This window comes from Streptomyces lydicus (assembly GCF_000717345.1).
In the GTDB taxonomy this organism is placed as follows: Bacteria; Actinomycetota; Actinomycetes; order Streptomycetales; family Streptomycetaceae; genus Streptomyces; species Streptomyces lydicus.
Genome location: NZ_JNZA01000009.1, coordinates 101,981 through 126,970, shown reverse-complemented (window position 1 = coordinate 126,970; position 24,990 = coordinate 101,981). Strand labels below are relative to the sequence as shown.

The following is a 24,990-nucleotide window of genomic DNA, read 5'->3' as shown; positions in this document are numbered from 1 at the left end:
GCGCCGGACTCGCCCGGCGCGCCGCGTCCGCCATACTGCGCCGCTGTCCCGATTCTCCCTCTTCACGGCTATATACGGGGTAAAGCCGAGGCACCGGACACCAGGCGCGTCGGCCGGCCCGCACGTCGCCCCTGGTGCCCGGCCGGTACGTCGCCCCGGTGTCCTGCCCGTACCGCGCCCCCGGCGTCCTACGCGGCGCCCAGCTGGGCCGGCGCCTCCGTGACGATCCGCTCGAAGAGCGCGGTGTCGGCCTCGAAGACCGAGTCCGCGATCGGCCAGTGCAGGACCAGCTCGTCGATGCCCAGCTCCGCGTGCCGGCCGGCGAAGTCGACGAAGGCGTCCATGGAGTCCAGCGGGCGGTCCGGCGTGAAGCCGGTCAGCATGATCTTCTGCAGCTCACCGGCGTCCCGGCCCTGGTCGGCGCACGCCTTGCCGAGCCGTTCGAGCTGCCCGCGGACCGCCTCCAGCGACTCGGCCGGCGTACCGCCCGCGTTCGACACCTTGGGGTCCCCGGTCGTCACCCACGCCTGGCCGTACCGGGCGGCGAGCTTCAGCCCGCGCGGGCCGGTGGCCGCCACCGCGAACGGCAGCCGCGGCCGCTGCACACAGCCGGGGATGTTGCGCGCCTCGTCCGCGGAGTAGTGCACGCCCTCGTACGTGACGGCGTCCTCGGTCAGCAGCCGGTCGAGCAGCCCCACGAACTCGCCGAAGCGGTCCGCCCGCTCGCGCGGCGACCAGGCTTCCTGGCCGAGCGCGGTGGCGTCGAAGCCGTTGCCGCCGGCGCCGATGCCGAGCGTGACGCGGCCGTCGCTGATGTCGTCGAGCGAGATCAGCTCCTTGGCGAGGGTGACGGGGTGCCGGAAGTTCGGCGAGGTGACGAGGGTGCCCAGCCGCATCCGGGAAGTGGCGGCGGCGGCCGCGGTCAGCGTCGGGAGGGCGCCGAACCAGGGCTGGTCCCGAAAGGTCCGCCACGAGAGGTGGTCGTAGGTGTACGCGGCGTGGAAACCCAGCTCCTCGGCGCGCTGCCACACCTCCCGTCCACCGTCGGACCAGCGGCGGACGGGGAGTATCACGGTGCTCAGTCGCATGGGTCCGAGCGTACGGCCGTCCGGACGCAATCGACGATCCGCCGGCATCTCCCGAGCCCGGCCGGTGGTCCTCCGCCCGTTCGGGCCGGCTCGTTCGGCTCAAACGCGCAACCCACCGCACTCCTGTGCGTGGTGGTACGGGAAGATGGCCCCGTGACTGATGCCTCCGCCACCCCGCCCCGGGCGCCCGAACCGTCCGTTGCGCCCCGGCTGATCGCCACCGACCTCGACGGCACGCTGCTGCACGACGACAAGACGGTCTCCGACCGGACGATCGCCGCGCTCGCCGCCGCCGAGCGGGCCGGCATCGAGGTGTTCTTCGTCACCGGCCGCCCGGCCCGCTGGATGGGCGTGGTCAGCGATCATGTGCACGGTCACGGCCTGGCGATCTGCGCGAACGGCGCGGCCGTCGTCGATCTGCACCGCGGTGGCCGCATCGTCGAGGTCAGCCCCCTGGAACGCACCATCGCACTCGATGTGGTGGACGCGCTGCGCAACGCGGCGCCGGGCACCTCGTTCGCGGTGGAGCGCACCAGCGGCATCCACTACGAGCCGCAGTACCCGCCGCTCCTCCTGGACCCGGCCGCGGTCGTCGCGCCCGCCGAGAAGCTGCTGGCCGAGGACTTCGTGACACCGCTGAGCGCCACCGGGAGCGCCGGGGACCCCGCCCCCGCGTTCCCCGAGCAGCCGGTCATCAAGCTGCTCGCCCACCACCCCGACCTGGAGCCCGACGCGTTCCTCGCGCTGGCCCGTACGGCCGCCGGCCACCTCGCCTCCTTCACCCGCTCCAGCCCCACCGCACTGCTGGAGATCAGCGGGCCCGGCGTCAGCAAGGCCGGCACCCTCGCGCACTGCTGCGCGGAGCGCGGCATCTCCCCGGAGGAGGTCGTGGCCTTCGGCGACATGCCGAACGACATGGAGATGCTGGCCTGGGCCGGCACCTCGTACGCCATGGCCAACGCGCACCCGGAGGTGCTGGCGGCCACCACCGGCCGTACCGCCTCGAACAACGACGACGGCGTCGCGGTCGTCATCGAGCAGCTCGTGCGGCGCTGCGACGAGGCGGCGAGCCGCCCGCGCTGAGCGGCCGCCGGCTCTACAGCGGCGCCTCCCAGGTCACCTTCGTCCCACTGCCGTCCTCGCCCAGCCCCGGGCCGTACGTACTGGAGCCGCCCAGCGACTCGGCGCGCTTGGCGAGGTTGCGCAGACCGCTGCGCCGGCCGCCGTCCGGTATGCCGATGCCGTCGTCGGCGACGGTGAGCCGGACGCCGTCGGTGCCGTCCGGCAGGGTGACGGTGGCGTCGACGACGACCTCGATCCGCGAGGCCCCGGCGTGCCGGAAGGCGTTCGACAGCGCCTCGCGCAGCGCGGCGATCAGGTTCTTGCCGGTCAACTCACCGACCCGGGCGTCGACCGGACCGACGAAGGCGGCGGACGGCTGGAAGCCGAGCGGTACGGCGGCGGTGCCGATCTCCCGCAGTACCCGGGTCCGCAGGCCGGCCGGCGCCTCGGCCGGGCCCTGCTGGAGGGCGAAGATCGCGGTCCGGATCTCCTGGATGGTGACGTCCAGCTCGTCGACGGCCTTGCCGACGCCGCGCGCCACCTCCGGGACGACCGTCCTGCGCTGCGCGCTCTCCAGGATCATGCCGGTCGCGAACAGCCGCTGGATGACGAGATCGTGCAGGTCACGGGCGATCCGGTCGCGGTCCTCGAAGACCGCCAGCCGCTCGCGGTCGCGCTGGGCGTCGGCCAGCACCAGCGCCAGTGCGGCCTGTGCGGCGAACTGGGTGGCCAGCGTCCGTTCCGCGCCGGTGAACGGGCGGGCGCCCCGGGACCGCGGCGTGGCCAGGGTGCCGAGCACCCGGCCGCCGCTCTTGAGCGGCAGCATCATGCTCGGCCCGAAGCGGGCGGCGACGTGCGTGACCATACGGGGGTCGGTGGCCGAGTCGTCCACGAACACCGGCTCACCGGCGAGGAGTTGTTCGGCCACCGGGCTGTCGGGCGGGATGTGCGTCCCCAGGATCCCGGAGGGGGCGTCGGCGGACACCGCGACGATCTCCAGGCCCCCCTCGTCGTCGGGCAGCAGCACGATGCCGGCCGCCGACTCGGCCAGCTTGCGGGCCTGCTCGGCGACCACCGCGAGGGCGTCGTCGACGTCGCTGCCGGCGAGGAGTTCGGTGGTCACCGCCACCGAGCCGTCGATCCACCGCTCCCGCTGCCGGGTCGCCGCGTACATCCGGGCGTTGCCGATCGCGATGCCCGCCTCGGTGGCCAGCACCCGCACCATGTGCAGGTCCTCCTCGCTGAACTCCCCGCCGCCGCGCTTCTCCGTCAGATAGAGGTTGCCGAAGATCTCCCCCTGCACCCGGACCGGCACCCCCAGGAACGTCCGCATCGGCGGGTGCCCCGGGGGGAAGCCGGCCGACCGCGGGTCGCGGGTGAGGTCGCCGAGGCGCAGCGGCTTGGGGTCGTGGATGAGCGCGCCGAGCAGGCCCTTGTGGCCGTCGGGCAGCGCACCGATCCGCTCGTGCTCCCGCGCGGTCACGCCGTAGGTGACGAAGTCCGACAGCCCCTCGCGGGCGTCGTCGATGATCCCGATGGCGGCGTAGCGGGCGTCGGCCAGCTCGGCCGCGGTCTCCACGATCCGGTCGAGGGTGATGTGCAGGTCCAGGCCCGCGCCGACGGTACGCATCGCCTCCAGCAGCTGCGGCACCCGCGCGGTCAGCTCCGAGGACAGCCCCCGCAGGCTGCGGGTGACCTCGGTGGCGGCTTCCATCGGATCGGGGGCCGGGCCCGCGCCGCCCGACCCGGAGGCCGGGGGCTCCGGGCGTGGGGTTCCTGCCGTGGCTGCCATGCCCAAGAGCCTAATAACCGGGCATTTGGGGAGCCATTTCTGCGGAGGTCAGGTGGTCGGGACGCGGGAGCGCGCCGGGCCGGAGGGACCTCTCACGCCGGCACCCGTGCCCCGGTGTACGCCGCGTCCACCGCCCGTTCGCGCTCCAGCATCCGCCGGAACGGCCCGTCGGCCGCGGCCAGCTCGGCGTGCCCGCCGCGCTGCACCACCCGGCCGTGGTCCAGCACCAGCACCTCGTCGACCGCTTCCAGGCCGGTGAGGCGGTGGGTGATCAGTACCGTCGTGCGGCCCTCGGTCGCGGCGAGCAGATCGGCGGTCAGCGCGTCGGCGGTGGCCAGGTCGAGGTGTTCGGCGGGCTCGTCCAGGACCAGCACCGGGAAGTCCGCGAGCAGCGCACGGGCCAGCGCCAGCCGCTGGCGCTGGCCACCGGACAGCCGGGCGCCGTGCTCGCCGACCATGGTGTCCAGGCCGTCGGGCAGTCCGCGCACCCAGTCGGCGAGCCGTGCCCGCTCCAGCGCGTCCCACAGGTCCCGGTCATCGGCGTCGGCCGGGCCGTCGGCGCGGTTCCGGCGGGCGAGCCTGAGGTTCTCCCGCAGGGAACTGTCGAAGAGGTGGGCGTCCTGCGCGCACAGCCCCACCTGCCGCCGCACCGCGTCACCGTCCAGTGCCCGGGCGTCCGTGCCGCCGAGGGAGTACGTCCCCGTCTCCGGGTCCAGGAAGCGCAGCAGCGTCTGCGCCAGCGTGGTCTTGCCGGAGCCCGACGGGCCGACGACGGCGAGCCGCCGGCCGGCCGTCAGGGTGAAGCCGACCGCGTCCAGCGCCGGCCGCGCCTGCCCGCTGTGGCGTGCGGTCAGATCCCGTACGACCAGCGGGAACGGCACCTCGGGGGGCGTCGCGGGGGCGGCCGGTTCGCGTACCGGCGCGGGGGCGTCCAGCACCTCGAAGACCCGCTCGGCGGCCCGCCGGGTGCGCTGCCGGTACTGCACGGCGAGCGGCAGCCCGGCCACCGCCTCGAACGCGGCGAGCGGGGTGAGCACGACGACCGCCAGCGCCACCCCTTCCAGCCGGCCCGCATGCACCGCCTGTACGCCGGCCACCGCTGCCGCGGCCACCGTCAGCCCGCACAGCAGCGCCGACAGCCCGGCGCCGGCGCCGGCCACGGCGGCCGAGCGGGAGGCGATCCGGGTCAGCTCGCGGTCGGCCCGCCGCACCGACGCGGTACGGGCGGTCAGGGCGCCGGCCACCGTCAACTCGGCGGTGCCGGTGAGGACATCGAGCACGCGGGTGGCGAGCCGGCCCCGGGCCGGCGCCAGCTGACGCTCGGTGCGCCGGGCCAGCGCGCCCGAGAGCGCGGGCACGCCCACCCCCGCGAGCAGCAGCCCGGCGGCCAGGATCACACCGGCCTCCGGCAGCAGCCAGGCGGTGAAACCGACGGTGCCCACGCCGACCAGAACCGCCGCCCCGACGGGCAGCAGCCAGCGCAGGAAGTAGTCCTGCACGGCGTCGACATCGGCGACGAGCCGCGAGAGCAGATCGCCGCGGCGGCGCTCCGTGAGCCCGGCCGGCGCCAGCCGCTCCAGCCGGCGGTAGACGGCCACGCGTACGTCGGCGAGCATCCGGAAGACCGCGTCGTGGGCGACCAGCCGCTCGGCGTACCGGAAGACCGCCCGGCCGATGCCGAACGCCCTGGTCGCGGTCACCGCCACCATCAGGTACAGCACCGGCGGCTGCTGCGCGGCCCGGGAGATCAGCCAGCCGGAGGTCGCCATCAGACCGACGGCGCTGCCCAGCGCGAGGCTGCCGAGCAGCAGCGCCAGGGCGAAACGCGCCCGCCGGGACCGGGCCGTCCGCCGCAGCCGGCCGAGCGCGGGACCGGCGGCCGCGGAGTCGTCCGCCACGTCGGTGCCGGCCGGGGCCTCCGCCGTGTCGGTGCCGGCCGTCCCGGCGGCTTCCGGGGTTGTCGGGCGGGCGGGCGCGGCGGCCGGTGCGGCGCCCGGGTCCTGGGCGGTGGCCGGGTCCGCGAGCCGGACCACCCGGTCCGCCACCGCCAGCAGCGCCGGCCGGTGGACGACGAGCAGGACGGTGCGGCCGGCCGCCAGCCGGCGGACCGCGGCGACGACGGCCTCCTCGGTCTCGCCGTCCAGATTCGCGGTGGGCTCGTCCAGCAGCAGGATCGGGCGGTCGGCGAGGAACGCGCGGGCGAGCGCGAGGCGCTGGCGCTGCCCGGCGGAGAGCCCGGCGCCCGCTTCACCCAGCCGGGTCGCCATGCCGTCGGGGAGCGCGTCGACGAACTCCAGCGCGCCGGCATCGGCCAGGGCGGCGCGGACCTCGGCGTCCGCCGCGTCCGGCCGCGCCAGCCGTACGTTCTCGGCGAGGGTGCCGGCGAACAGGTGCGGGTGCTGCGGCACCCAGGCGATCCGCTGCCGCCAGCTGTCGGGGGAGAGGGACGCGATGTCCCGGCCGTCGACCAGCGCCCGGCCCTCGGACGGCGCGGTGAAGCCGAGCAGCACGTTCAGCAGCGTGGACTTGCCGGCGCCGGACGGCCCGACCAGGGCCACGGTCTCGCCGGGCCGGACCTCGAACGACGTCGCGGGCAGCGAGTCGGCGCTCCGTCCCGGGTGGCGGACCACCAGGTCCTCGACGGCGAGCGCGGTGCCGTCCGGCGCGGGCGCGGTACCGGCCGCGGGCAGCGGGGCCTCCAGGACGGCGAAGACCTCCTCGGCGGCCGCGAGTCCCTCGGCCGCCGCGTGGTACTGCGCGCCGACCTGCCGCAGTGGAAGGTACGCCTCGGGCGCCAGGACCAGCACCATCAGGCCGGTGGTGAGATCGAGTTCGCCGTGCACCAGCCGCATGCCGATGCCGACCGCCACCAGCGCCACCGAGAGGGTGGCGAGCAGCTCCAGCGCGAAGGAGGAGAGGAAGGCGATCCGCAGGGTGCGCAGGGTGGCGCGGCGGTAGTCACCGGTGATGGTGCGGATGGCTTCCGCCTGGGCCTTGGCCCGGCCGAAGACCTTGAGGGTGGGCAGCCCCTCGACCACATCGAGGAAGTGCCCGGACAGCCGCGCGAGCAGCCGCCACTGACGGTCCATCCGCGACTGGGTGGCCCAGCCGATCAGGACCATGAACAGCGGGATCAGAGGGAGGGTCAGGACGATCGTCAGCGCCGAGATCCAGTCGCCGGTCACGATCCGGGCGAGCACGGCGACGGGGACGACGACCGCCAGCCCCAGCTGCGGCAAATAGCGGGAGAAGTAGTCGTCCAGCGCGTCGATACCGCGGGTGGCGAGAGTGGTCAGCTCGCCGGTGCGCATCTCCAGGTCGCGGGCGCCGGTCCCGCCGCCGGCGGCCGACGCGGTACGCGTCCCCGGGCCCAGCCGCGCGGCCCGCTCCACCAGCCGCATCCGCAGCTCGGACTTGGCCGCCGCACCGGCCCGGTGCGCGGCCAGCTCGGTGAGCCAGGCGACCAGGCCGCGTCCGACGGAGACCGCGGCGAGCAGGGCGAGCGGTGTGGTCAGACCGCCGAGACCGAGATCGTGCTGGAAGGCACCGACCACGATCTCGGCGATCAGCATCGCCTGGCCGACGACCAGGCCCGCGCCGGCAAGCCCGAGCACCACCACCGCGACGAGGAAGCCGCGGGTGGCGTGGGCGTAGCGGAGCAGACGCGGGTCGACGGGTTTCACGTGAAACATTCCATCCTGCCGAGGCCGCCCCGACGGGCGGCGGTTCAGCTAGTGGGATTCGGCGATGTGCTGCGTACCTATGCGCTTACGGAACACCCAGTACGTCCACCCCTGGTAGAGCATCACGAGGGGGGCGGCGATCCCCGCACACCAGGTCATGATCTTCAGCGTGTAGGGGCTGGAGGAGGCGTTGGTGACGGTGAGGTTCCAGCTCGCGTTGAGCGTGGACGGCATGACGTTCGGGAAGAGCGTCAGGAACAGCATCGCGACCGCAGCCGCGATGGTGATGCCGGAGCAGGCGAACGCCCAGCCCTCCCGGCCGAGCTTGTTGGCCCCGAGGGCGGCGGCCAGTGCGACCACCGAGACGATCATGGCGATCAGGCTGCTGCCGTCGCCCTTCTCGACCTGGGTCCAGCTCAGGAAGCCGACCGCGAGCACGGCGGTGATCAGCCCGAGGACGGTCGCCAGCTTGCGCGCCCGCTCCCGGATGTCGCCCACGGTCTTGAGCGAGGCGAACACCGCACCGTGGAAGGTGAACAGCGTCAGCGTCACCAGCCCGCCCAGGAGCGCGTACGGGTTGAGCAGGTCGAGGACGCTGCCGACGTACTCCTTGTGCGCGTCGATCTTCACGCCCCGTACGAGGTTGCCGAACGCGACGCCCCACAGCACCGCGGGCAGCAGGGAGGTCCAGAAGATCGCCGTCTCCCAGTTGCGCTGCCAGCGCTCCTCGGTCCGCTTGGCGCGGTACTCGAAGGCGACGCCGCGCACGATCAGGCAGACGAGGACGAGCAGCAGGGGCAGGTAGAAGCCGGAGAAGAGGGTGGCGTACCACTCGGGGAAGGCGGCGAAGGTCGCGCCGCCCGCACTGAGCAGCCAGACCTCGTTGCCGTCCCAGACCGGCCCGATCGTGTTGATGAGGACGCGCTTCTCGCGCCGGTCGCGGGCGAGGAGCTTGGTGAGCACGCCGATCCCGAAGTCGAAGCCTTCGAGGAAGAAGTACCCGGTCCAGAGAAAGGCTATGAGGACGAACCAGACGTCGTGGAGTTGCACAGTCGCCTCCTAGTACGAGAAGGCCATCGGCCGGTCGGCGTCCGTGCTGTCGCCGCCGATCTTGGTGGGCGGGTTGAGGTCGGCGTCGCTGAGCTCCTGGGGGCCGGCCTTGATGTACTTCACCAGCAGCTTGACCTCGATCACGGCGAGGATCGCGTAGAGCGTGGTGAAGACGATCATCGAGGTGAGCACCTCGCCCTGCGAGACGCCGGGGGAGACCGCGTCGGAGGTGCGCAGCACGCCGTAGACGGCCCAGGGCTGGCGGCCCGTCTCGGTGAAGATCCAGCCCCAGGAGTTCGCCAGGAGCGGGAATCCGAGCGTGACGAAGGCCAGCGACCAGTACCACTTGGTCAGCCGGGCGCCGAGCACCTTGTGCTTGGTGAGCGCGAGGACCGGTGGTTCCTCGTCCCCCGTCCGCAGCCCCGGCGCCAGCCAGAACTTCTTACGGGTGAGCCAGAGCCCGGCGAGCCCGATGGCGAACGACGACATGCCGAAGCCGATCATCCAGCGGAAGCCCCAGTAGGCGACCGGGATGTTGGGCCGGTAGTCGCCGGGGCCGAACTTCTGCTGCTCGGCCTTGTTGACGTCGTTGATGCCGGGCACCGGCGAGCTGAAGTCGTTGTGCGCGAGGAAGGAGAGCAGGCCGGGCACCTCGATGGCGACCTTGTTGTGGCCCTGGTCGACGTCGCCGTAGGCGAAGACCGAGAACGGCGCCGGCTCTTCCTTGTCCCACAGCGCCTCGGCGGCGGCCATCTTCATCGGCTGCTGCTTGAACATGACCTTGCCGAGCGAGTCGCCGCTGATCGCGGTGAGGACGCCGGCGATCACCAGGGTTATCAGCCCGAGCCGCAGCGAGGTCCGCATGACCTTGATGTGCTTCTTGCGCATCAGGTGGAACGCGGAGATGCCGACCATGAACGCGGCGCCGGTCAGGAAGGCCGCGGTCAGCGTGTGGAAGACGACGACCAGGGTGGTGTCCTGGGTCAGCACCTTCCAGAAGTCGGTGAGTTCGGCCCGCCCGTTGGCGGCGTTGTACCGGTAGCCGACCGGGTGCTGCATCCAGGAGTTCGCGGCCAGGATGAAGTACGCCGAGAGCATCGTGCCGATCGAGACCATCCACATGCAGAAGCAGTGGATCTTCTTGGGCAGCTTGTCCCAGCCGAAGATCCACAGACCGATGAAGGTGGACTCGAAGAAGAAGGCGATCAGGGCCTCGAAGGCCAGCGGGGCACCGAAGACGTCGCCGACGAACCGCGAGTAGTCGGACCAGTTCATGCCGAACTGGAACTCCTGGACGATGCCGGTGACGACACCCATCGCGATATTGATCAGAAACAGCTTGCCCCAGAACTTGGTGGCCTTGAGGTACTTCTCCTTGCCCGTTCGCACCCATGCGGTCTCAAGTCCGGCCACCAGAGCGGCGAGGGAGATCGTCAAGGGGACAAACAGGAAGTGGTAGACGGTCGTGATGCCGAATTGCCATCGCGCCAGTGTCTCTGGCGCCAACGCCAGTTCCACGCCTTGCTCTCCTAACGTCGCCATTGCCTCGGGGGCAATGTCCCTTTTGCGTCACATAAAGCGGTACATACCGGGACGGGCTTGTGAACGCGTTCACATTCACAAGCAATTATCTCCCATCACTTCTCGGCCATAACCGCGGGGGTACGTGACGGCCATCACGGCCGAATTCATGCCCTCTACACATGTCGGCCGGATGCACCCATCGCCCCCGGAAGCCCTCTTCCGCCGAGCTTCAACATATTGTTGAATTCGTGGCCATGAAGATTCGCCTCAGCTGGCCCGCAGGGCACGTGACCGCCACGCTCGACGACACCCCGACCGCCGCGGCGCTCCTCGCCGCGCTGCCGGTCGACTCCACCGCCCACACCTGGGGCGAGGAGGTCTACTTCGACACCGGCCTCGCCCCCGCACTGGAGGCCGACGCCCGCGAGGTCGTCGAACCCGGCACGGTCGCCTTCTGGCCCCCGGGCAACGCCCTCGCCCTCCCCTACGGCCGCACACCGATATCCGAGGGCGACGAGCCGCGGCTCGCCTCCGCCTGCAACGTGCTGGGCCGCATCGACGGCGACCCGCGCGTCCTCGCCACCGTCCGCAGCGGCGAACCGATCCGCGTGCAAAAAGCCTGAGGCCGCGGGTCCGGGACCCACGGCCTCACTGCAAGGTCTTACCGCGGCTTGCTCACCGCATCACAGCGCTTACAGCGCCTTGCGAAAGTCCTCCGCGGCCTGCAGGAACAGGTCCATCGCCGGGGTCTCGCCGATCGTGACCCGGACCCCCTCGCCGGCGAACGGCCGCACGATCACCCCGGCGCGCTCACAAGCCGCCGCGAAGTCGGTCGTACGGTCCCCCAGCCGCAGCCAGACGAAGTTGGCGTGCGACTCGGGGACCGTCCAGCCCTGCCCGAGCAGCCCCTCGGCCACCCGCGTGCGCTCGGCCACCAGCGTCTCGACCCGCTCCATCAGCGCCGTCTCGCTGCGCAGCGACGCCACCGCCGCCTCCTGCGCGAGCTGGCTGACCCCGAACGGCACCGCCGTCTTGCGCAGCGCGGCGGCCACCTCGTCGTGCCCCACCGCGAAGCCCACCCGCAGCCCCGCCAGGCCGTACGCCTTGGAGAAGGTGCGCAGCACACACACATTGGGGCGGTCGCGGTAGAGGTCGATGCCGTCCGGCACCTCGGGGTCGCGGATGAACTCGCGGTACGCCTCGTCCAGCACCACCAGCACGTCGTCCGGCACCCGGTCCAGGAAGGACTCCAGCTCCGCACGGCGCACGACGGTGCCGGTGGGGTTGTTGGGGTTGCAGACGAAGATCAGCCGGGTGCGGTCGGTGATCGCGGCAAGCATCGCGTCCAGGTCGTGCACCTCACCGGAGGTGAGCGGCACCGGCACGGACGTGGCACCGGAGACCTGGGTGATGATCGGGTACGCCTCGAACGACCGCCACGCGTAGATCACTTCGTCGCCGGGCCCAGCCGTCGACTGGACCAGCTGCTGGGCCACGCCCACCGAGCCGGTGCCGGTCGCCAGGTGCTCCACCGGCACCGAGAACCGCTCGGACAGCTCCGCCACCAGGCCGGTGCACGCGAGGTCCGGGTAGCGGTTGAAGGAGCCGGCCGCGGTCACCACGCGCTCCAGGACCCCGGGCAGCGGCGGATAGGGGTTCTCGTTGGAGGACAGCTTGTAGGTGACCGGGCCGCCGGCCGGTGCCGGCCGGCCGGGCTTGTAGGTCGGGATACCGTCCAGCGCAGCACGCAGTTTCGGGGTCTTCTCGCTCACCGCAGGTCCTCCTCGACCGTCCCGCTCGTCTCCAATACTGCACACCTTATGAGGATTGACCCGTTCGGCGGCAGACCCGACGAGAAGCGGAACCGCCTCCCGGGCCCTTCCGGGGCGCGGCCCGGACGCGCGGGCGGGCCCGCGCGAGGTGCCCGGGGCGCGCTGCTCGACCCTCCGCGCGCCGGTGGCTCACGCCGTGGCGCGCATCCCCCGTCAAGGTGACTTGAGACCTCTTCGAGACCTGGACAGATCGACAGGTGAAGACGGCCGATCTCCCACAGAATGATCAATCTTGACGCCAACTTACTTTACTTCGGAGGCAATTGACGGTTGATCACCTTGCAGAAACGTGCCTTTCCGCAGTCGTCAGCCGAGCCCCGCGAATGGCCCTACCGAGCCCTACTATCGGCTCGCCATGACAGCAGCAGGGAAGCACCAGGTGAGCCGGTCGACCGGTCGCCGGCTGGGGCGGGCGGGCATCCGGGACGTGGCCGCCGCAGCCGGTGTGTCGATCACGACCGTCTCCGACGCGCTCAACGGCAAGGGCCGGCTTCCGGATGCCACCCGTAGCCACGTCCGCGAGGTGGCCGACCGGCTGGGCTACCGCCCGTCCGCAGCCGCCCGCACCCTCCGTACCGGCAAGTCCGGCCTCCTCGGCCTGACCGTGACCACGTACGGGGATGAACCTTTCACCTTCACCGAATTCGCGTACTTCGCCGAGATGGCCAGAGCCGCCACCTCAGCGGCCCTGGCCCGCGGATACGCGCTGGTCATCCTCCCCGCGACCTCCCGCCACGACGTGTGGTCCAACGTCGCCCTGGACGGCACCGTCGTCATCGACCCCGCCGACGGGGACCCGGTGGTCACCGAACTCGTCCGGCACGGCATCCCCGTCGTCTCCGACGGCCGCCCCGGCGGTGCCCTGCCGGTCACCGGCTGGGTCGACAACGACCACGAGGCCGCCGTACTCGGCCTGCTCGACCACCTCGCCGACGCCGGCGCCCGCCGCATCGGCCTGCTCACGGGCACCACCACCGACACCTACACCCGGCTGTCGACCACCGCGTACCTGCGCTGGTGCGAGCGGGTCGGCCAGGATCCGGTCTACGAGTCCTACCCGGCGCACGACCCGTGCGCGGGCGCCGTCGCGGCCGACCGGCTGCTCGCCCGCCCGGACCGGCCGGACGCCGTCTACGGCCTCTTCGATCCCAACGGCACCGACCTGCTCGCCGCGGCCCGGCGCTACGGCCTGCGGGTTCCGGAGGACCTGCTGCTGGTCTGCTGCAGCGAGTCCACCGTCTACGCCACCACCGAGCCGCCCATCACCACCCTGTCCCTCAAGCCGCGCCGCATCGGCACCGCCGTCGTCCAGATCCTCATCGACGCCATCGAAGGACTCGACAACGGGCGGCCCATCGAACAGGTGATACCGACCGACCTGATCGTGCGGACCTCGTCCCAGCGACGGTCGCCCCGCACGACCGTCAGCCCGCCACGAGGTCCCTCCGGCGACTGAGAGCCTGTCTTTGCACCCCGGCCCGACCGGGCCAGGGGTCCAAGGGCAGGCTCCGCGCGTCGTGCGCACGACGTCTTCCGGGCGTATTGGTCTGTGCCGGGCGCCCCAACCGCGCAGGAAAAAACAGGTCGATCACGGCACAAATCATCCGGGAATGCCGGGCTTCGAGGGATTGACCACCCCCGGGTGCGTCACAACCCACGATCGGCATTCCTATGATGGGCGGACGACACCGCGGACCGCCGTCGACCAGGCAAAGGTCCGAGAGGTGCAGGCGGCGCGACGGTGGAGGGGTCGATGACTCAGGGGGCCAGTCAGGGACCCATGGTGTGGACCATGGCGGGACAGACTCCGGAGTCCGCTCCGTTGCCCGGAGCGCCCTCCGGCGTGCCCGCCGGACCCCCCGTGCCGCCCGTCGGTCCGCCGCTCCACCTGCCCGCCGGGACCCCGGCCCCGCCTGCCGCGCCCCCCGTGGCGCCGCCCGCCCCGCCGGCCGAACTCCCCGAGGACTACACCCCGACCGCCCGCGACCTCCCGGTCGTCACCCCGGGCCGTACGGACACCCTCATCGACCACCCGGCCGTGGTGCCGGTGCCCGAGGCCGCGAGCGAGTCCGACGCGCCCGAGGGCATGGGCCCGCTGTACGTCGTCGGCGATGTGCACGGCTACTACGACGAGCTGCGCGAGGCGCTGGCCGCCGAGGGCCTGATCGACGCGGACGGCAACTGGGCGGCCGGCAACGCCCGGCTCTGGTTCCTCGGCGACTTCACCGACCGCGGCCCGGACGGCATCGGCGTCATCGACCTGGTCATGCAGCTCTCCGCCCAGGCCGCGGCGGCCGGCGGCTACTGCAAGGCGCTGATGGGCAACCACGAGCTCCTGCTGCTGGGCGCCAAGCGGTTCGGCGACACCCCCGTCCAGTCGGGGGCCGGCACCGCCTCCTTCCAGGCCGCCTGGCTCCTCAACGGCGGCCAGAAGACCGACATGGACCGCCTGGAGGACCACCACCTCCAGTGGATGGCCCGGCTGGACGCGGTGATGGAGGAGGACGGGCACCTGCTGGTGCACTCCGACACCACCGCCTACCTCGACTACGGCGACTCCATCGAGGCCGTCAACGACACCGTCCACGACGTGCTGACCCGTAGCGAAGCCGACGAAGTCTGGGACCTCTTCCGCAAGTTCACCAAGCGCTTCGCGTTCCGCGACGAGTCCGGTTCGCAGGCCGTACGCGAGCTCCTGGACGCCTACGGCGGCGACCGGGTCGTCCACGGCCACAGCCCGATCCCGTACCTGCTGGGCGAGGTGGGCACGGAGGACAGTGAGGGCGACGGCATCGCGGTCAACGGACCGCACGTTTACGCCGACGGTCTGGCGATCGCCATGGACGGCGGCGTCACAATGGCCGGAAAGCTGCTGGTCGTGCAACTCCCCCTGGCCGGCTGAGAGTTTCCCGGGCGGGTCTGCTGCGGGCCCGCGGACGGTCGTTCAGCGACGGAACCCGGGGGCGCCACGGGCGGAATCCGGTCGTGGCATTACTCAATTCCGCAAACTCTCTGTCACCACGTGCCGGAGTCGCTCTACCATCGGTCTATCCGTAGCAGGCTCTCCTCCGTTTCCGCCCACTGCCCGGCCCACGCCGGCCGTACGGCCCTACGGAGCATCGGGGGATGCACATGAACAGCGCTCCGCACCTGCTGAACGAGGACCGCGTGGAATTCGCGCGGCTCCTTGATGAGGCGCTGCGTACCGCCGCATACCGCCCGGACGGCACCGACGCCGCCACGGGACAGCACCTCAATACCGAGCAGTTGCGCACGATGGCGCTCAGCGCGACCACCGCCATCGCCGCCTGCGCCACGGCCGAATACCAGCGTTACGTCCAGCTCCGCACCGAGTTGCGTACGCCGCCGCCCGCCGCGTCCGGCGCCGGCGCGAGAGGCGAGGAGCCGGGCACGACCGCCGAAGGGGGAGCAGGACCGGCCACCGTCACGGCGGTGGGGGAGGCCGAAACCACCGGGGCCGGACTGGCCGCGGTGATCGCGGTGCTCGCCCCGGTCCTCGCGGGCATCGCCGCCGTCCTCTTCCTGCTCATCGGCTATGTGCTGCGGGCGGTCAACCCGGACAAGTCACTGGCACAGCCGCTGATCAGCGTCGGCTGGGTCTTCGCGGCGCTCACCGCGGCGGGCACGCTCGTCGCGATGGCCGGCCTGGTCGTCACGGCACTGCGCAACGGCTCCGCCGACCGGTCCACCAGAGCCGACGAACTGGGTGCGGCGCTGGACGACGCCCGCGAGACATGGCGGCGCGCCCTCCTGGAGCGTGGTCTGCTGCCCTTCCTCCGCGAGGCGCTGGCCGACCCGTCGGCCCGTCCGGAGGAGGACCCCGTCCGCTACGTCCCACGCCGCACCACAGCCCCGGAAAGCCGCATCCCCACCCTTGGCTACACCCGCCCCGAGTTCACCAGCCCCGACAACGGCTCCTCGGGCTCCCGCCCGCGGTACTCCAGCCCGAACTACTCCAGCCCGGAGTACGGCGCCGGCCCGGACCACGAGGGGCCGGAGCGGACATCGGACTGAGGGATCCCGGGGCTCGGCGCCGCGCCGAGTGCCCCGTTCGGCGTCACGTCACCCGGCCTGCCGCGTTCCACGGGTCAGGCGGGGCTGGGAGCGCAGGGTCGCCAACCTCCGGTGATCAGCGGGTTCGGCCAGGCTCTCGCCCAGGGCGAGGAGGGACAGGAGCTGCACGGGGGCTGCACCGATGCCGCTGCCGCCAGCTTGTGTTGGCTGTCGAGCAGGAAGTGCGTCAGCCCCCAGTGCCCGTGATAGTCGGTCGAATGCAGATCCAGCGCCGGCCGGCACAGATCCAGAGTCGAGACCGCCACTGCCGTCGGCACCACTCCCCGGCCCAGCTGCTCGACGCACTCCGCGAACTGGCATGTTCCGCACCAGGAGGAGAGCTCGAACGCGGGCTCTCCGGGGCCCTGGAGCCGGGGTCTGGGTAGCTCCGTTCGGCGACAGAGCTACCCAGGGGCTCACTCAGTCGGCAAGGGGGAGGTAGACGCGGTTCCCGGAAGCCGCGAACTCCTTGGACTTCTCCAGCATCCCGGCTTCGATGTCCTCGGGGGTCGAGCCCTGGTCGCCGCCGAACTGCTCCGTGATGCTCCTGCTGATCTTCATCGAGCAGAACTTCGGGCCGCACATCGAGCAGAAGTGGGCCGTCTTCGCGGGCTCCGCGGGCAGCGTCTCGTCGTGGAAGGCGCGGGCCGTGTCCGGGTCGAGGGCCAGGTTGAACTGGTCCTCCCAGCGGAATTCGAAGCGCGCGTCAGAGAGTGCGTCGTCCCACTCCTGGGCTCCCGGGTGGCCCTTGGCCAGGTCCGCCGCATGGGCCGCGATCTTGTAGGTGATGACGCCGGTCTTGACGTCGTCGCGGTCCGGCAGGCCCAGGTGCTCCTTGGGCGTGACGTAGCAGAGCATCGCGGTGCCCCACCAGGCGATCATCGCGGCGCCGATGCCGGAGGTGATGTGGTCGTAGGCGGGCGCGATGTCGGTGGTCAGCGGGCCGAGCGTGTAGAACGGCGCCTCCTCGCAGATCTCCTGCTGGAGGTCGATGTTCTCCTTGATCTTGTGCATCGGGACGTGGCCCGGGCCCTCGATCATGGTCTGTACGCCGTGCCGCTTGGCGATGGTGTTCAGCTCACCGAGCGTCTTCAGCTCCGCGAACTGCGCCTCGTCGTTGGCGTCCGCGATGGAACCGGGGCGCAGGCCGTCACCGAGCGAGTAGGTGACGTCGTAGGAGGCGAGGATCTCGCAGAGCTCCTCGAAGTGCGTGTAGAGGAACGACTCCTTGTGATGCGCCAGGCACCAGGCCGCCATGATCGAGCCGCCGCGGGAGACGATGCCGGTCTTCCTGCGGGCCGTCAGCGGGACGTAGCGGAGCAGCACACCGGCGTGCACCGTCATGTAGTCGACGCCCTGTTCGGCCTGTTCGATGACGGTGTCCTTGTAGATCTCCCAGGTCAGCTCCTCGGCCTTGCCGTCGACCTTCTCCAGTGCCTGGTAGAGGGGGACGGTACCGATCGGGACGGGGGAGTTGCGCAGGACCCACTCGCGGGTGGTGTGGATGTTGCGGCCGGTGGAGAGGTCCATCACCGTGTCGGCGCCCCAGCGGGTCGCCCAGGTCATCTTCTCCACCTCCTCCTCGATGGAGGAAGTAACCGCCGAATTACCGATGTTGGCGTTCACCTTCACCAGGAAGTTCTTGCCGATGATCATCGGCTCGATCTCCGGGTGGTTGACGTTGGCCGGCAGCACCGCACGGCCGGCCGCGATCTCGTCCCGCACGAACTCCGGCGCGACGTTCTCGCGGAGTGCGACGTACTCCATCTCCGCGGTGACCTCGCCGCGCCGGGCGTAGGCGAGCTGGGTGACCGCGGCGCCGTCACGGCCGCGGCGCGGCTGGCGTGGGCGGCCGGGGAAGACGGCGTCGAGGTTCTTGAGGCCGCCGCGCGGTGAGGTGTGCTTGAGGCCGTCGTCCTCTGGACGCATGGGCCGGCCCGCGTACTCCTCGGTGTCGCCGCGCGAGATGATCCAGTTCTCCCGCAGCGGCGCCAGACCGCGGCGGACATCGGTTTCGATCTGGGGATCGGTGTACGGCCCTGACGTGTCGTAGAGCGTCACGTCCTTGCCGTTGGTGAGGTGCACCCGCCGGACCGGGACCCGAAGATCCGGGCGCGATCCGGAGACATAGCCCTTGTGCCAGCCGATCTGCGGCTCACCGCTCGCGCTGGCACCCGTTCCGTTTTCGGGCGTGCGTGCATCCTTCAGAGTCATGGAGACCCAACTCCCTACGCCGGCATTACCCGGTAACAGGTTCGGCGGTCGACGCAGCGGCTTCCGTCCTCCGGTGTTTCACGTGAAACACCGCTGGGACGAAGGTCAGCGCCCTCTCAGCCCGGTGCTCCGAGCTCCCGCGATTGCAAAGGTGGCACCACGGTAGCGGCCGATGTGGCGGGGTGAACAGGGGGCCCCAGGAGTTCTTGGGATGATCGGGCGGTGACCCTGCACGAGTCCCACTCCCATACCGCCCCGCACTCCCACGCCCACAGCCACGGCCCAGCGGCACCCGTCTCCCGGCATCTGCGCAAGGTCATCGCGGCGGTGCTGATCCCGTTCGCGGCCGCGGTGGCGGTCGGACTGATCGTGCTCTGGCCGGGCGGCGCGCCGCCTCACAAGCCCTCCGGCGTCGGCTTCGACCAGCCCACCGAGAAGGCCCACGTGACCAAGGTGGTGGAGGTGAACTGCGCGGATGTGCATGCCGAGCAGCAGCCCCAGCCGCCGACGCCGACGGGACAGCAGCCGGCCGGGGGAGCGGCCAAGGGCAGGTCGTGCGAGCAGGCCACGATCAAGGTCACCACGGGCGAGAACGCCGGACGCACCTTCCAGACGGTGGTGACGCCGGATGCCCTGCGGCACTACACGACCGGCCAGGACGTGGTGGTGGCGTACTCCCCCAAGGCACCCAAGGAGTTGCAGTACTCGGTCAGCGATGTCGACCGGTCCCTCCCGATGTGGATACTGGCCGCGATCTTCGCCTTGGCGGTCGTGATCGTCGGCCGGCTGCGCGGCGTCCTCGCACTGGTCGCGCTGGCAGCGAGCTTCGTCGTGCTGACGCTGTTCATCCTCCCGGCGATCCTCCAGGGCTCCGATCCGCTGGTGGTGGCGGTCGTCGGGGGCAGCGCGATCATGCTGATCGCGCTGTACATGTGCCACGGGCTGACCGCCCGTACATCGGTGGCGGTGCTCGGAACCCTGGCCTCGCTGGTGCTGATCGCACTGCTCGGCTCGGTCTTCATCAACTGGGCGCTGCTGACCGGCAATACGGACGACACCACCGGCCTGGTCCACGGCCTGTATCCGGACATCGAGATCCGCGGTCTGCTGCTGGCGGGGATCATCATCGGCTCGCTCGGCGTGCTCGACGATGTGACGGTGACCCAGACCGCTGCGGTCTGGGAGCTGAAGGAGGCGGATCCGTCGGCGGGCTGGCGCAAGCTGTACAGCGCGGCGATGCGGATCGGCCGGGACCACATCGCCTCCGTCGTCAACACCCTCGTGCTGGCCTACGCGGGCGCCGCACTGCCGTTGCTTTTGCTGTTTTCGATCGCACAGAGCAGCGTCGGTACGGTCGCCACGAGCGAGGTGGTCGCCGAGGAGATCGTCCGCACGCTGGTCGGCAGCATCGGGCTCGTCGCCTCCGTACCGCTGACGACACTGCTCGCGGCGCTGGTCGTCTCGGCGGACCGCCGGAGCGAGGGGGCGCGGGAGACGCGGGGGTCCGACGCGGCGGGCGGGGGTGGGGCCCCGGCCGGCGGCAGGGCGGCCCGGCGCGGCGGCCACGGCAGGCGACGCAAGCGCTGAGGGACGGCGCGCGGACGCGTACGACGTCGGTGCGGGCGGCGCGTCCGAGCGGCACGTCGGGGCAGGGACCGCCGGTCGGGGCGGTTGGCGTACTCGGGCCGGGGTCAGCCCGCCGGGCCGGGTAGCGGAGCCGGGACGGGTCAGCCGGCCGGGGTCTCCGTCAGGATCCGGTCGAGCACGGCCTCCAGCGTGTCGCAGACCTCTTCCTCACCGAGCGGTACCAGCCGGTCCGTACGGTCCAGGAAAGCCACCAGCGGCGCCGCGCTGACCTTGAACAGGGCGCGTTCGGGGCCCACTTGGAGGTTGATGAAGACCTCGCCGAGGTGCTCGGGGGAGGCGGGCTCGATGCGCACGTCCCCCTCACCGGACGGGCGGCTCAGCCCGTCCAGCAGCAACTCACGGCCGAACGCCCAGGTGACGGGCGCATCGCCGGGCAGATCGAAGGTGAGACGGACGGCGTACGGATCGGCGCGGTCGAAGTCCAGCCCCACCGGGATCCGGAACGCGAGCTCCTCCGAGACGACGAAGCTCATGATCACTTCTGCCTGAACTGTGTCGGTCATCAACCACTGCCCCGCACTTGATCGGAGATGGCCGGGAAACATCCCCCATAGCCCTATGGACGCCATCGTCTGCCACGTGCCGACAGATCACAAGGAGTGAGTTTTCAGATACTGATAGAGAAGGCGAGTGTCGTTAGTGGCGACTCCGCCATTTTCCGTAGTCGATCCGTAACTGACCGCAATCGGTGCAGTTCGCCGGCCGGAAGGGATACGGCGAGCGTCGCGGCGGCCGCTCCGACCTGGAGGGGAATGGCCGAACACACCGTGCCCAAAGCATATTCCTGGCGCTCGTAGGCCACTTGACCGCGACGCACCGTGTCCAAGCGGTGCAGCAAATCGTCCTCAGTTCGTACGGAAAAGGGCGTTATCGACTGCACGGGGTACCGCGACAGATGCTCTCTCCTGGACGCCTCGTCAATCTGCGCGAGCAGACACTGCCCGATCGCGTGAGCGTGTGCGGTGGTACGGAAGTCGACCCACTCCTCCACCGGCGGCCGCTCCGGGTCGTCCGTGACGGCCACGACGTCCACCTCACCCTCGCGGTAGACGGCGAAGTAGACGGCGGCACCCAGCTCCCGGCCCGCCACGGCCAGCACCTCGGAGATCCGTACCCGCTGCCGGGACCTGGCCCCGGCCCGGCCGATGGCCTCAACCGCGGCGCCGAGCACGAAGACGCCGGCCTCCCGCCGCAGATAGCCCTCGTACGTCAGGGTCCGCAGCAGGTGGTAGGTCGTCGGGAGGGGGATTCCGGTCTCCCGGGCGAGCTGCTTGGCCGGCGCACCCTCAGGATGCGTACCCACCGCCTCCAGCAGCCGCAGCGCTCGCTGCACCGAGCCGATCAAGGTGGGCTGAGAGGCGGATTCGCCGTTCACCATTGCCAACGCCAACCCCCCGGGTCCGCTCGCCATGGGGCACCGGAGCCCCGGTGACGGGACCTCTTCCCGCCACCGCGCGCGTCTCCCGAGCCCCCGCGATGACGCCCGGCTCGGTCTCGCCCCGCACGGTACTTTGCGGAACCTCACGATCCGGAAGACGCCTGCGATGCGCACTGTAGCCGCGCGGGTGGGAGCGACAAGCGGATACCCGGGGAGTTGACCCGCCCGGCGCACGACTCGGACGTGCATGGGCAAAGCCGGTCCGTACTCGAACGCGTTCGGATCGACATCTGACGCGATCGGCCCGCCAACGGAGGCAGCCGGGAGGGGATTCGGGCCGGGGTCGGGGTCGGGGCCGGGAGAGGCTCCGGGCCGGCATCAGGAGGGGTGGCCGGGCCTGGCCGGCATCAGAAGGGTGGCCGCACCGGCGTCGACCGTGGTCGGGCCGGTAGCGGACAGGGCCGCCCGGACGCCGTCGCCGGGAGGCGGGCGTCCGGGCAGGGCGGTGACTTACCAGTCGCTCTTCGACGAGGACGACGAGCCGCTGACCCGGCGGACGAGGTAGACCACTCCGGCTATCAGAGCCGCCGCGATGAGCACCTTGAACAGCAAACTGACCAGGAAGCCCAGCGCGGTGGCGATCATGCCGCCGAAGACCACGATCAGGACGACGGGGATCACGACCCAGGTGACCCACCACGGAAGCCCCGCGAATATCCCCTTACCAGCCACTGCTCTGCCCTGCTTTCTGTCTGTCGCGCCGTCTGTACCTGTGTCTGTACCGCGCTATCTGTCCATTGCGCTCACTGCTGCGCAGAGGGCACCGTCCGCGCGCCGCTTCCGCCGCGCCGCTTCCGGCTCTTCCTCACCAACGATGCTAGGGCGCGGAACACCGCCGTGGGGGCCTCGCAGCCCCGGCCCTCCCCTGACCCTTCCCCTACGGGTTCCGGGCCCCGTCCCTTAGCTCTCAGGAGGAGAGAAGACCACCATCACCCGGAGATCCTCGCTGATGTGGTGGAACTTGTGCGGCACCCCGGCCGGCACATAGATCACGCTGCCGCGGGCCACCGGCTCCGTCTCCGTACCGATGGTGATCGCCCCCCGGCCGCTGACCACGAAGTACACCTCGTCCTGGCGGTGCGGCTGCTGGGGGTCGGCGCTCCCCGCGTCCAGGGCGTACAGGCCGACCGACATGTTGCGTTCCCGGATGAACTGGAGATAAGCACCGTCGTTCGCGGCCCGTTCCGCCTCCAGCTCGTCCAGTCTGAAGCTCTTCATGCCGCTCGCACCCCTCTGATGATTCAGACTCGTCTGCGACGATCTCACCATGAAGCATTTTCTGGTCAAGACGATCGCCAACGCCGCGGCGCTTGCCGTGGCCATCTGGCTGCTCAAGGACATCACGCTGACCGGCGAGAACACCGGCCGCAAGATACTGACCCTGGTCCTGGTCGCGCTGATCTTCGGGTTGGTGAACTTCCTCGTCAAGCCCGTCGTGAAGCTGCTGTCCTTCCCCCTGTTCATCCTTACTCTCGGCCTGATCACTCTGGTCGTGAACGCGCTGATGCTGTTGCTGACCTCCTGGCTCGCCGGCAAGGCCGACCTCGCCTTCCATGTGGCGGGCTTCTGGCCGGCGCTGCTCGGCGGCGTGATCATCTCGATCGTCTCCTGGGCGATGCATGTGATCCTTCCCGACGAGGACTGACCGTTGACCGTCCCCTTCCGCATCTGCTTCGTCTGCACCGGCAACATCTGCCGGTCGCCGATGGCCGAGTCCGTCTTCCGCACCCGCCTCGCGGAGGACGGGCTCGACGGCCTGGTCGAGGTGGACAGCGCGGGCACCGGCGGCTGGCACGAGGGCGACGGAGCCGATCCGCGCACGGTCGCGGTGCTCCGCGCGGGCGGCTATGAAACCGCTCACACCGCACGGCAGTTCCACGCCTCCTGGTTCGACCGTCTCGACCTCGTCATCGCGCTCGACGCCGGCCACCTGCGCGCACTGCGCCGGCTGGCCCCCACCGCACAGGACGCCGCCAAGGTCCGGCTGCTGCGCTCGTACGCGGCCGAGGCCGCTGACAAGGGCGCGGACCCGGCGCACGACCTCGACGTACCCGACCCCTACTACGGCGACTTCGCGGGCTTCGAGGAGTGCCTGGAGATGGTCGAGGCCGCGAGCGACGGCCTGCTGGCGGCGGTCCGTACCGCGGTCACCGCCCGCACGGTGCTCCCGGCCCGCGCCTCCGGGTACGACGACCGCCGACCGGCGCCGGACCCCGCACACCCGCAGGAAAAGGAGAGCGCATGACGGGCGACGGCACCCGCGTCGTACGAGCCGGACTTCCGGAGCCGGCGGCCTATGAGCCGACGCTTCCCGGGCCGGTCTTCGCGGCGCACTTCCACCTCCCCGGCGACGCCGTCGGCCCGTACACCTACGGACGGGACGCCAACCCCACCTGGACGCGTCTGGAACAAGCCATCGGCGAGCTCGAATCGCCGGACGAGAGCGCGCACACCGTCGCCTTCGCCTCCGGTATGGCGGCGATCAGCGCCGTCCTCTTCTCCCAGCTGCGCTCCGGCGACGCGGTGGTCCTGCCCAGCGACGGCTACCAGCTGCTGCCGGCCGTCCGCTCGCGTCTGGAGAGCTACGGCATCGAGGTCCGTACCGCGCCGACCGCACAGGACGCGCAGCTGGAGGTGCTCGACGGCGCCCGACTGCTGTGGATCGAGACGCCGTCCAACCCCGGGCTCGACGTCTGCGACATCCGGCGCCTGGCCGAGGCGGCACACCGCGGCGGTGCGCTGGTCGCCGTCGACAACACGCTCGCCACGCCGCTCGGCCAGCGCCCGCTCGACCTCGGCGCGGACTTCTCGGTCGCCAGCGGCACCAAGGCGCTGACCGGCCACGGCGATGTCCTGCTGGGATACGTCAGCACCCGTGACGCGGCGCTGGCCGACGCCGTCCGGCTGTGGCGCAAGACTGTGGGCGCCATCCCGGGCCCCATGGAGAGCTGGCTGGCGCACCGCTCGCTCGCCACCCTCGCCCTGCGGGTCCGCCAGCAGTCGGCCGGCGCGCTGGCGCTCGCCGCGGCGCTGGCCGATCGCCCGGAGGTGACCGGCCTGCGCCACCCCGGCCTGCCGTCCGATGCGTCGCACGAGCTCGCCGCCCGGCAGATGCGTCCCGGCCACTTCGGCTCCGTGGTGTCCTTCGCGCTGCCGGACAAGGCCCGTGCCGAGCGGTTCCTGTCCGCGCTGACCCTGGTCGACGACGCGACGAGCTTCGGCGGCGTACGGTCCAGTGCCGAGCGGCGCGCCCGCTGGGGCGGGGACGCGGTGTCCGAGGGGTTCATCCGCTTCTCGGTGGGTGTGGAGGAGCCGGAGGACCTCGTCGCGGATGTCCTCCGCGCGCTGGATCTGGCCGCGGACGAGACGCGGTGAACTGACCGACGAAGTTGGCCGGCAGGGTATCCCCCCTCGTCACCCTGCCGGCCCGCGGTCCGACGTGGCTCGAGCCCACGTGTTTCACGTGAAACCGAATGTTCCACGTGAAACGAACCGCTCGAACAAGGCTAGTTGACTGAGCGTCAGTGTCCAATCACGCTAGCGACACAGCCCTATCGACAAATTTATAGTTGGCCCGCGACCAGGC

General features: G+C 71.2%; 20 protein-coding genes. 9 read left to right on the top strand and 11 right to left on the bottom strand.

Annotation, left to right across the window (positions count from 1 at the left end):
* Positions 1-188 precede the first annotated feature (188 nt).
* Positions 189-1,088: an LLM class flavin-dependent oxidoreductase gene (locus OO62_RS10620; RefSeq protein ID WP_033267058.1), complete on the bottom strand. Its 900-nt coding sequence runs from the start codon at positions 1,086-1,088 to the stop codon at positions 189-191.
* Positions 1,089-1,241: 153 nt separating this feature from the next.
* Between OO62_RS10620 and OO62_RS10615 the strand changes: the two genes are divergently transcribed.
* Entirely contained in the window at positions 1,242-2,171 is a 930-nt protein-coding gene (locus tag OO62_RS10615) for a Cof-type HAD-IIB family hydrolase (RefSeq protein WP_033267057.1), read from the top strand.
* A 13-nt stretch (positions 2,172-2,184) separates the two neighbouring features.
* On the opposite strand, the gene OO62_RS10610 is transcribed toward OO62_RS10615, so the two are convergent.
* The 4 genes from OO62_RS10610 to OO62_RS10595 all read right to left on the bottom strand — a co-directional run bounded on the left by OO62_RS10610 (position 2,185) and on the right by OO62_RS10595 (position 10,193).
* The gene (locus OO62_RS10610) at positions 2,185-3,864 is read right to left on the bottom strand and encodes a GAF domain-containing sensor histidine kinase (RefSeq protein WP_033267056.1); all 1,680 of its coding nucleotides are present in this window, start codon (positions 3,862-3,864) and stop codon (positions 2,185-2,187) included.
* Between the two features lie 170 nt (positions 3,865-4,034).
* On the bottom strand, positions 4,035-7,634 hold the full coding sequence (cydD, locus tag OO62_RS10605; RefSeq protein ID WP_228332488.1) for a thiol reductant ABC exporter subunit CydD: 3,600 nt from the start codon (positions 7,632-7,634) through the stop codon (positions 4,035-4,037).
* Between the two features lie 39 nt (positions 7,635-7,673).
* Positions 7,674-8,675 carry a cytochrome d ubiquinol oxidase subunit II gene (cydB, locus tag OO62_RS10600; protein WP_033267054.1) on the bottom strand — a complete coding sequence of 334 codons (1,002 nt, stop codon included), beginning with the start codon at positions 8,673-8,675 and terminating at the stop codon, positions 7,674-7,676.
* A gap of 9 nt (positions 8,676-8,684) precedes the next feature.
* Entirely contained in the window at positions 8,685-10,193 is a 1,509-nt protein-coding gene (locus OO62_RS10595) for a cytochrome ubiquinol oxidase subunit I (protein ID WP_033267053.1), read from the bottom strand.
* A gap of 260 nt (positions 10,194-10,453) precedes the next feature.
* On the opposite strand from OO62_RS10595, the gene OO62_RS10590 reads away from it, so the two are divergent.
* The gene (locus OO62_RS10590) at positions 10,454-10,822 is read left to right on the top strand and encodes a cyclophilin-like fold protein (protein WP_033267052.1); all 369 of its coding nucleotides are present in this window, start codon (positions 10,454-10,456) and stop codon (positions 10,820-10,822) included.
* 69 nt (positions 10,823-10,891) lie between these two features.
* Here OO62_RS10590 and hisC read toward each other — a convergent pair whose 3' ends face one another.
* Positions 10,892-11,971 carry a histidinol-phosphate transaminase gene (gene hisC, locus OO62_RS10585; protein ID WP_033267051.1) on the bottom strand — a complete coding sequence of 360 codons (1,080 nt, stop codon included), beginning with the start codon at positions 11,969-11,971 and terminating at the stop codon, positions 10,892-10,894.
* 415 nt (positions 11,972-12,386) lie between these two features.
* Here hisC and OO62_RS10580 point away from each other — a divergent pair, with 415 nt between their 5' ends.
* From OO62_RS10580 to OO62_RS10570, 3 genes are all read left to right on the top strand, one after another.
* Positions 12,387-13,487, top strand: a complete 1,101-nt coding sequence (locus OO62_RS10580) for a LacI family DNA-binding transcriptional regulator (protein WP_033267050.1) — start codon at positions 12,387-12,389, stop codon at positions 13,485-13,487.
* Between the two features lie 324 nt (positions 13,488-13,811).
* The gene (locus OO62_RS10575) at positions 13,812-14,933 is read left to right on the top strand and encodes a metallophosphoesterase (protein WP_063738995.1); all 1,122 of its coding nucleotides are present in this window, start codon (positions 13,812-13,814) and stop codon (positions 14,931-14,933) included.
* Between the two features lie 224 nt (positions 14,934-15,157).
* Positions 15,158-16,066 carry a G protein-coupled receptor family protein gene (locus tag OO62_RS10570; RefSeq protein ID WP_033267048.1) on the top strand — a complete coding sequence of 303 codons (909 nt, stop codon included), beginning with the start codon at positions 15,158-15,160 and terminating at the stop codon, positions 16,064-16,066.
* A gap of 459 nt (positions 16,067-16,525) precedes the next feature.
* On the opposite strand, the gene thiC is transcribed toward OO62_RS10570, so the two are convergent.
* The gene (thiC, locus tag OO62_RS10565) at positions 16,526-18,319 is read right to left on the bottom strand and encodes a phosphomethylpyrimidine synthase ThiC (RefSeq protein ID WP_033267047.1); all 1,794 of its coding nucleotides are present in this window, start codon (positions 18,317-18,319) and stop codon (positions 16,526-16,528) included.
* Positions 18,320-18,541: 222 nt separating this feature from the next.
* On the opposite strand from thiC, the gene OO62_RS10560 reads away from it, so the two are divergent.
* On the top strand, positions 18,542-19,906 hold the full coding sequence (locus tag OO62_RS10560) for a YibE/F family protein (RefSeq protein ID WP_033267046.1): 1,365 nt from the start codon (positions 18,542-18,544) through the stop codon (positions 19,904-19,906).
* Positions 19,907-20,046: 140 nt separating this feature from the next.
* Here OO62_RS10560 and OO62_RS10555 read toward each other — a convergent pair whose 3' ends face one another.
* From OO62_RS10555 to OO62_RS10540, 4 genes are all read right to left on the bottom strand, one after another.
* Positions 20,047-20,469, bottom strand: a complete 423-nt coding sequence (locus OO62_RS10555; protein WP_033267045.1) for an SsgA family sporulation/cell division regulator — start codon at positions 20,467-20,469, stop codon at positions 20,047-20,049.
* Between the two features lie 104 nt (positions 20,470-20,573).
* Entirely contained in the window at positions 20,574-21,344 is a 771-nt protein-coding gene (locus tag OO62_RS10550; RefSeq protein WP_033267117.1) for an IclR family transcriptional regulator, read from the bottom strand.
* 510 nt (positions 21,345-21,854) lie between these two features.
* Positions 21,855-22,076: a DUF5326 family protein gene (locus tag OO62_RS37765; RefSeq protein ID WP_033267044.1), complete on the bottom strand. Its 222-nt coding sequence runs from the start codon at positions 22,074-22,076 to the stop codon at positions 21,855-21,857.
* 228 nt (positions 22,077-22,304) lie between these two features.
* Positions 22,305-22,622: a cupin domain-containing protein gene (locus tag OO62_RS10540; RefSeq protein ID WP_033267043.1), complete on the bottom strand. Its 318-nt coding sequence runs from the start codon at positions 22,620-22,622 to the stop codon at positions 22,305-22,307.
* Between the two features lie 49 nt (positions 22,623-22,671).
* Between OO62_RS10540 and OO62_RS10535 the strand changes: the two genes are divergently transcribed.
* Genes OO62_RS10535 through OO62_RS10525 form a run of 3 tightly spaced genes read left to right on the top strand, consistent with a single transcriptional unit; the run spans position 22,672 to position 24,779 of the window.
* Positions 22,672-23,049 (top strand): phage holin family protein, encoded by a 378-nt coding sequence (locus OO62_RS10535; RefSeq protein WP_033267042.1) that lies wholly within the window; start codon positions 22,672-22,674, stop codon positions 23,047-23,049.
* Positions 23,050-23,052: 3 nt separating this feature from the next.
* Positions 23,053-23,649: a low molecular weight protein-tyrosine-phosphatase gene (locus tag OO62_RS10530; protein ID WP_033267041.1), complete on the top strand. Its 597-nt coding sequence runs from the start codon at positions 23,053-23,055 to the stop codon at positions 23,647-23,649.
* A complete protein-coding gene (locus OO62_RS10525; protein ID WP_033267040.1) occupies positions 23,646-24,779 on the top strand; it encodes a cystathionine gamma-lyase in 1,134 nt (377 codons plus the stop codon). Before OO62_RS10530 ends, OO62_RS10525 begins: the two co-directional genes overlap by 4 nt.
* Positions 24,780-24,990: the final 211 nt, after the last annotated feature.